Raw genomic sequence first — 6,029 nt, 5'->3', positions numbered from 1 at the left:
TATGTGATCTGCTTGGTTTCGGGCAACGTGTAGTTTTCGATGTTTTCATCGTAATAGGTTTGCAGCTGCTCGGGCGTTGGCGCTGCGACCACTTCGGCCAAATCAGCAGGGGTTAGCCGCGAAATAGTTGCGTTGCGACGCTCACCGATGAAGGCGACCAAAGTGTCAGCATAGGCATCCGGTACGCGGTTGCCCGACAGGATCGCACCTTGCACCAATGTACGGGCTGCTTCCTCGCGGATACTTTCCTCGAACGCGGCTTCGGTCATGCCCGCGTTTTGCAGGGCGAAACGGTACGCTTCACGATCAAACTGACCGCTCAACCCTTGGAAGGCGCTTATGTTCAGGATTTGCTCTTGGAGCTCTGTATCACCAACGGAGAGACCAAGCTCTGCTGTTTCGTGGTCCAGTGCGCGGGTGGTGACAACGCGGGCCAGTGATTGGGCCGGAACCCCAAGCGCGGTCGCGGTGGTGAAGGGAACCGCTTGACCAGCTTGGGCTGAAATGGCCCGCAGGTCTTCTTGCAAGGTGCGTGCATAAAGATCGACTGAGATGCTTTTGTCCCCGACCGCGCCGACAGAGCGAATGTTGCCGCCCAGATTGGTCGCGCCAAAGCCTGCGAGCCCGACGATAAGCATCGCCATCAAAATCCAAATGAAGGTCTTTGAAAGTTTGCTTTTGCCTATCGCCATGATGTGCCCAACCCTGTGTAAACCATCGCCGCTACAATCGGCGTTTGCCGAGGTTTACTTGGCTGCAGACGAGGGAGCAAGCGAGAAGCGCAATGCGGCAAGGCGCGTAAACAATTCCGTGATGCCGTTTGCGTCCACATTTGCAAAAGCGATGCGTAAATGACGCGCAGCTTCAGGGTGGTTTTCGGGCATAAACATCGTTCCGGGTAGGGCCAGAATGCCAGCCTCTTGCACCAAAACCTGCGCTAGCGCGTCAGACGCCATCTCAAAAGGATGTTGCATATAGGCGAAATAGGCACCGCACCCTTTGAGGGTCCAACCCGAATTGGTAAGCAAATGCATATTGCTTTCAATCGCCGCGCGCCGCGACAGGATTTCAAGACGTTCGCCGCCCAGCCAGTCACGCAGGTTTTGCAATCCCCAAAGCGCGCCGTATTGACCGATTTGATTCGGGCAGATGGTGACCGTGTCGAGGAACTTTTCCGCTTCTGACAAAAGGTCAGGGGCGGTGATGATCGCGCCAACGCGGTGGCCTGTCAGACGAAAGGCCTTTGAGAAGGAATAAAGATGCACCAAAGTGTTTTGCCAGCCATCCTGCTGGAAGAGAGCGTGAGGCGCGCCATCTTGGCTATGAAAATCGCGATAGGTTTCGTCGACGATCAGCTTGATGCCATGTTCTTGCGCGAGCTTGAAGAAGGCGAGAACCAGCTCCGCCGGGTATTCAACGCCTGCAGGATTGTTTGGTGTTACCAGTGAGATGGCGCGCGTGCGTTCGGTGATCAGGGCGCGGGCCGTCTCTGGATCAGGGAGCAGTGCGTCCGAAGTGGCCAAGGGCACCGCGGTGACGTTCGCCATGTCGAGCCACATCTTGTGGTTAAAGTACCAAGGGGTCGGCAGCAGTACCTCATCGCCTGCGCTCGCTATGGCGCTGATCGTTGCGGCAAAGGCTTGATTGCAGCCCGATGTAATGGCCACGGATGCGGGATCGATCTTTGCGCCATAAGCGGCGCTCCATTGGTTTGCGACTTCCTCGCGAAGCGCAGGCAGGCCCATGACAGGTCCATAAAGATGGGCCTGTGGTTCGTTCAGTGTAATATCGGCCATCGCGCGGCGCATGGCTTCGGGCGGTGGATCGACTGGGGCGGCTTGGCTGACGTTGATCAAGGGTTGTTCGGGCGAAAATTCGACCCCCTGCAACCAGCGTCGTGCCTCCATCACAGGAGGCGCGAATGTGTTCTGCGTCGCCGATGCCATGGATTAATCGTTCCCGCGGTAGGGTTCGACGTATTGGAGCGCCATATCCCATGGGAAGAAAATCCATGTGTCTTGGGACACGCCAGTGATAAATGTGTCCGTCTGCGGCTCGCCTTCTGGTTTGGCGTAAACGCATGCGAAATGTGCTTTCGGGTAGTGTTTGCGGACCAGCTCTAGAGTTTTGCCGCTGTCCACGAGGTCGTCCACGATAAGGACGCCTGTGCCATCGCCCATCATGTCTGCGTCCGGCGCCTTTAGAATTTCGGCTTCGCGGCGCTGATCCGCTTTGCCACCGCCAGAGTGATAAGACTTCACAGACACCGTATCCACTGTGCGAATATCCAGCTCGCGCGCCACGATCATCGCAGGCGCCATGCCGCCACGGGTGATCGCGACAACAGCTTTCCATTCGCCGTCATTTGGTCCTTTGCCATCAAGGCGCCATGCAAGCGCGCGCGAGTCACGATGCAGCTGGTCCCAGCTGACATGAAACCCTTTTTCGTGTGGCAGACGTTCTGTCATGGAAGTTCTCCGAAAGTAATAGTTAGCGGCTCAACAGGAGACGCAGGCCAAGAAGGCCGAGAATGGACGCTGCAATGCGATCAGCGATTGGTTTGGCGCGCAGATAACCCGCGCTGACATGTTTTGTCGAGAAGGCGAGCACGAGGGCTGTGCCAACTGCGAATTCAATTGCGAGATGGTTAAGAACGATCAGTGCTTTATCTGCAAAGCTCATCCCTTGGGGAAAGATCACCATGATGACCGCGCCAGCAAAGAGAACCGACTTTGGGTTGCTCATATTCACGAGTACGCCGCCAAGGAAAGCTTTGGCTGGGGGCGTTGGTGCTTTGCCCATCGGATCGCGTGCATGTTTCCACGTCCGATACGCGATCCAGATCAGGTAAAGTGCGCCGCCGGTCTTCAATAGTACAAAGGCCCAAGGGAACAATCCAAAGACGACATCAAGCCCCATGAAGGCGAGCGCGGTCCAAGTCGCGGCCATCGAGCCAAGACCAAGAACCGTGTAAATCCCCGCGAGCTTGCCGCTCGCGAGGGTTGTTCGGATGAAGTACATCATCGCAGGGCCCGGACTGGCGATTGCGGCCAGCAGCGTCAGGTTAAAAGCGATGATGTGCGTCAGTTCCATATAGATTAGCCTTTGGATATGTCCGGTGCATCGACCGCCTTCATGCCAACAACATGATAGCCCGCGTCAACGTGGTGAGTTTCACCTGTCACACCTGAGCCCAGATCGCTGAGCAGGTAAAGGGCAGACTTACCAACGTCTTCTGTGGTGACATTGCGGCGTAGTGGGCTGTTATATTCGTTCCACTTCATAATGTAGCGGAAATCACCAATGCCCGAAGCCGCAAGTGTCTTGATTGGACCGGCGCTGATCGCGTTAACGCGAATACCGTCTTTGCCCAAATCTTCAGCAAGGTAGCGAACGGACGCCTCCAAGGCGGCCTTTGCAACGCCCATGACGTTGTAATGCGGCATAATGCGCTCGGCGCCGTAGTAGGTAAGTGTGACGGCGCTGCCGCCTTCGTTCATCAACTTCTCCGCGCGCTGCATGATCGCGGTGAAAGAATAAACGGAGATATCCATCGTCATCTTAAAGTTCTCAGGGGACGTATCGACGTAACGGCCGCGAAGCTCGTTCTTGTCAGAGAAACCGATTGCGTGAACCACAAAGTCAAATGTGCCCCAGCGCTTTTCGATTTCAGCAAACAGCTCATCCATAGATTCGCCGCTGGCCACGTCACAAGGCACAACGAAATCGCTGCCCAATTGTGCAGCAAGCGGTTCAACGCGTTTTTTCAACGCGTCGCCTTGGTAGGAAAATGCAAGTTCGGCACCAGCGTCAGCGCAGGCTTTTGCGATACCCCAAGCGATTGATTTGTCATTGGCTAAGCCCATGATCAGACCGCGTTTTCCGGCCATAAGTGAGTTGGACATTATTGTAGCTCCAGTTTGAGACGTTGAAATGTCTTTAGGGCAATGACCTTAATCCATCAAGCTATTGACGAAATCCTCTTGCTTGTTCGCCTTGAAAACCTAGCTTAAGCGCGAAGGCCAGTGCACAGTGCTGGACGCATCTAAGGAAGAATACGGCATGAGCGATAGAGCAGGCATTTTTGAAGGCGCGGACCCGTTTGTTATCGCGCGCTCTTGGTTAGCTGAAGCAGAGAAAAGCGAGATAAACGATCCCAACGCGATCGCGCTTTCGACAGTTGATGCCGATGGTTTGCCAAATGCACGCATGGTGTTGCTCAAGGAAATCGAAGACAACGCTTTTGTTTTCTACACCAACTACGAAAGCGCGAAGGCTGGGGAAGTTGAACAAGCGGGCAAGGCGGCTTTTGTCATGCATTGGAAGTCCTTACGCCGACAAGTTCGTGTCAGAGGTATCGTGAGTCGGGAAGACGGACCGCAAGCGGATGCATACTATAATTCGCGCTCGCTCAAGAGTCGTCTAGGGGCTTGGGCCAGCAGGCAGTCGCAACCTTTGAATGGTCGTGCAACCTTGGTTGCTGAGGTTGCGAAAGTAACGGCAAAGCAGGGCCCCAACCCGAAGCGCCCCCCGTTTTGGGGTGGTTATCGCATCACGCCCTTAGAGATCGAATTCTGGGCTGATGGTGCCTTCCGGCTGCATGATCGTTTCGTTTGGCGACGTGCAGAAATAGGCGCTGCATGGGATATTCAAAGGCTCAATCCATAAATTTCGTGCGACGTGAATTTTTAAGTCATTGAATTTATATCGATTTTATCTCTTGCTTTCGTGGTGCGAAATGCATCACATATCTTTCAGGGATGAGGCTCACTAGAATAGGGCATGATGATGACAGGTGAAGAGACGACGGGCGCGACGCGCGGCCTCGTCAAATGGTTTGATCCGGCTAAGGGTTTTGGTTTCATTGTTTCGAAAGAAGGCGGCGCAGATATTTTGCTGCACGCCAACGTTCTTCGAAATTTTGGACAAAACTCTATTGCGGATGGCGCAACGGTAGAGATTCTCACTCAGAAGACCGACCGTGGTGTGCAAGCAGTTGAGGTGCTCTCAATAGAGCCACCTGTAGGGGAAGATCGCCCCGTACTGCCGGATCTCGAAGAAATGGACGTTAGTGAAGTGGAGCAAATCGAGCTCCAAGCTGCTCGCGTTAAGTGGTTCGACAAAGGCAAAGGTTTTGGCTTTGCGAATGTGTTTGGCTCTGATGCTGATGTATTTATCCATGTGGAAGTCTTGCGCCGGTCTGGCCTTGCTGATCTTGCACCTGGTGAAGCATTGGCGATCCGTGTGATCGATGGTAAACGCGGTCACATGGCGATTGAGGTGAATGCATGGGAAGCGGCGTTAAACTAACCCGATTTAAATCAACACTATTGGCGCTCTTTTTTGGACTAGCGCCAATGGCTGCCGTCGGCGCAACGTGTTCTGGTGATCACGTTATTGTCCAAGGCGGGTTTGGTGAGGCACGATTTACTGTCGAACTGGCAGATGATCCGAGCGAACAAGCCCAAGGTTTGATGCATCGCGAGCAGATGGCATCGTCCGCTGGAATGCTCTTTGTATTCGAGGCACCGAAACGGACAGCATTTTGGATGAAGAATACATTGATTCCACTTGATATGATTTTTGTCGATCAAGCGGGGACCATCACCCACATTCACGAGAACGCGATTCCTCATGATGAAACGCCGATTCTTGGGGGGGATGATGTTTTTGCTGTCCTGGAAATCAATGGTGGGCTTAGCGCACGCTTTGGTTTTTCTCTGGGAGATACCCTCGTTCATCCCGCGTTTTCAGGCGCGAATGAAAATAACTTGTGTACACCGTAATTTTTCTGATTTTTGGGCTTTCCATCTCCGAGGGACACCGCTAAACAGCGCCTCAGTCGGGGCGTAGCGCAGCCTGGTAGCGCGACGGTTTTGGGTACCGTAGGTCGCAAGTTCGAATCTTGCCGTCCCGACCACTTAAATTTCCCAACTTCGATATGACGATGCCGCTTGTTTCAAGCGGCATGACAGTCATTCGTCGTTTGCCTAAAAGGCAATGCACATCGTGTAAAAAACGGGCGGATC

At 54.0% G+C, this 6,029-nt stretch carries 8 protein-coding genes and 1 tRNA gene; 4 read left to right on the top strand and 5 right to left on the bottom strand.

Going from position 1 to position 6,029, the window contains the following annotated elements; genetic code table 11:
* The 5 genes from ABJQ89_RS07280 to fabI form a co-directional block, all read right to left on the bottom strand.
* Positions 1–692: SurA N-terminal domain-containing protein (locus ABJQ89_RS07280; RefSeq protein ID WP_348495591.1), on the bottom strand; the 692-nt coding region annotated here is incomplete at its 3' end.
* A gap of 54 nt (positions 693–746) precedes the next feature.
* Complete coding sequence (locus ABJQ89_RS07275) at positions 747–1,946, bottom strand: aminotransferase (protein ID WP_348495590.1); 1,200 nt, start codon at positions 1,944–1,946, stop codon at positions 747–749.
* A 3-nt stretch (positions 1,947–1,949) separates the two neighbouring features.
* A complete protein-coding gene (gene gpt, locus ABJQ89_RS07270) occupies positions 1,950–2,468 on the bottom strand; it encodes a xanthine phosphoribosyltransferase (RefSeq protein ID WP_348495589.1) in 519 nt (172 codons plus the stop codon).
* 22 nt (positions 2,469–2,490) lie between these two features.
* Positions 2,491–3,093, bottom strand: a complete 603-nt coding sequence (locus tag ABJQ89_RS07265) for a LysE family transporter (RefSeq protein WP_348495588.1) — start codon at positions 3,091–3,093, stop codon at positions 2,491–2,493.
* Between the two features lie 5 nt (positions 3,094–3,098).
* Positions 3,099–3,905: an enoyl-ACP reductase FabI gene (fabI, locus tag ABJQ89_RS07260; RefSeq protein WP_348495587.1), complete on the bottom strand. Its 807-nt coding sequence runs from the start codon at positions 3,903–3,905 to the stop codon at positions 3,099–3,101.
* A 130-nt stretch (positions 3,906–4,035) separates the two neighbouring features.
* Between fabI and pdxH the strand changes: the two genes are divergently transcribed.
* The 4 genes from pdxH to ABJQ89_RS07240 all read left to right on the top strand — a co-directional run bounded on the left by pdxH (position 4,036) and on the right by ABJQ89_RS07240 (position 5,920).
* Positions 4,036–4,668 (top strand): pyridoxamine 5'-phosphate oxidase, encoded by a 633-nt coding sequence (pdxH, locus tag ABJQ89_RS07255; RefSeq protein ID WP_348495593.1) that lies wholly within the window; start codon positions 4,036–4,038, stop codon positions 4,666–4,668.
* 117 nt (positions 4,669–4,785) lie between these two features.
* Entirely contained in the window at positions 4,786–5,310 is a 525-nt protein-coding gene (locus ABJQ89_RS07250; protein ID WP_348495592.1) for a cold shock domain-containing protein, read from the top strand.
* Between the two features lie 47 nt (positions 5,311–5,357).
* Positions 5,358–5,786, top strand: coding sequence for a DUF192 domain-containing protein (locus ABJQ89_RS07245; RefSeq protein ID WP_348495586.1), 429 nt, complete (start codon positions 5,358–5,360; stop codon positions 5,784–5,786).
* A 57-nt stretch (positions 5,787–5,843) separates the two neighbouring features.
* A tRNA-Pro gene (locus tag ABJQ89_RS07240) sits at positions 5,844–5,920 on the top strand.
* Positions 5,921–6,029 lie beyond the last annotated feature (109 nt).

It is taken from the genome of Planktotalea sp. (genome assembly GCF_039984035.1).
GTDB lineage: Bacteria > Pseudomonadota > Alphaproteobacteria > Rhodobacterales > Rhodobacteraceae > Planktotalea.
This window is presented reverse-complemented; position numbering and strand designations above follow the sequence as displayed.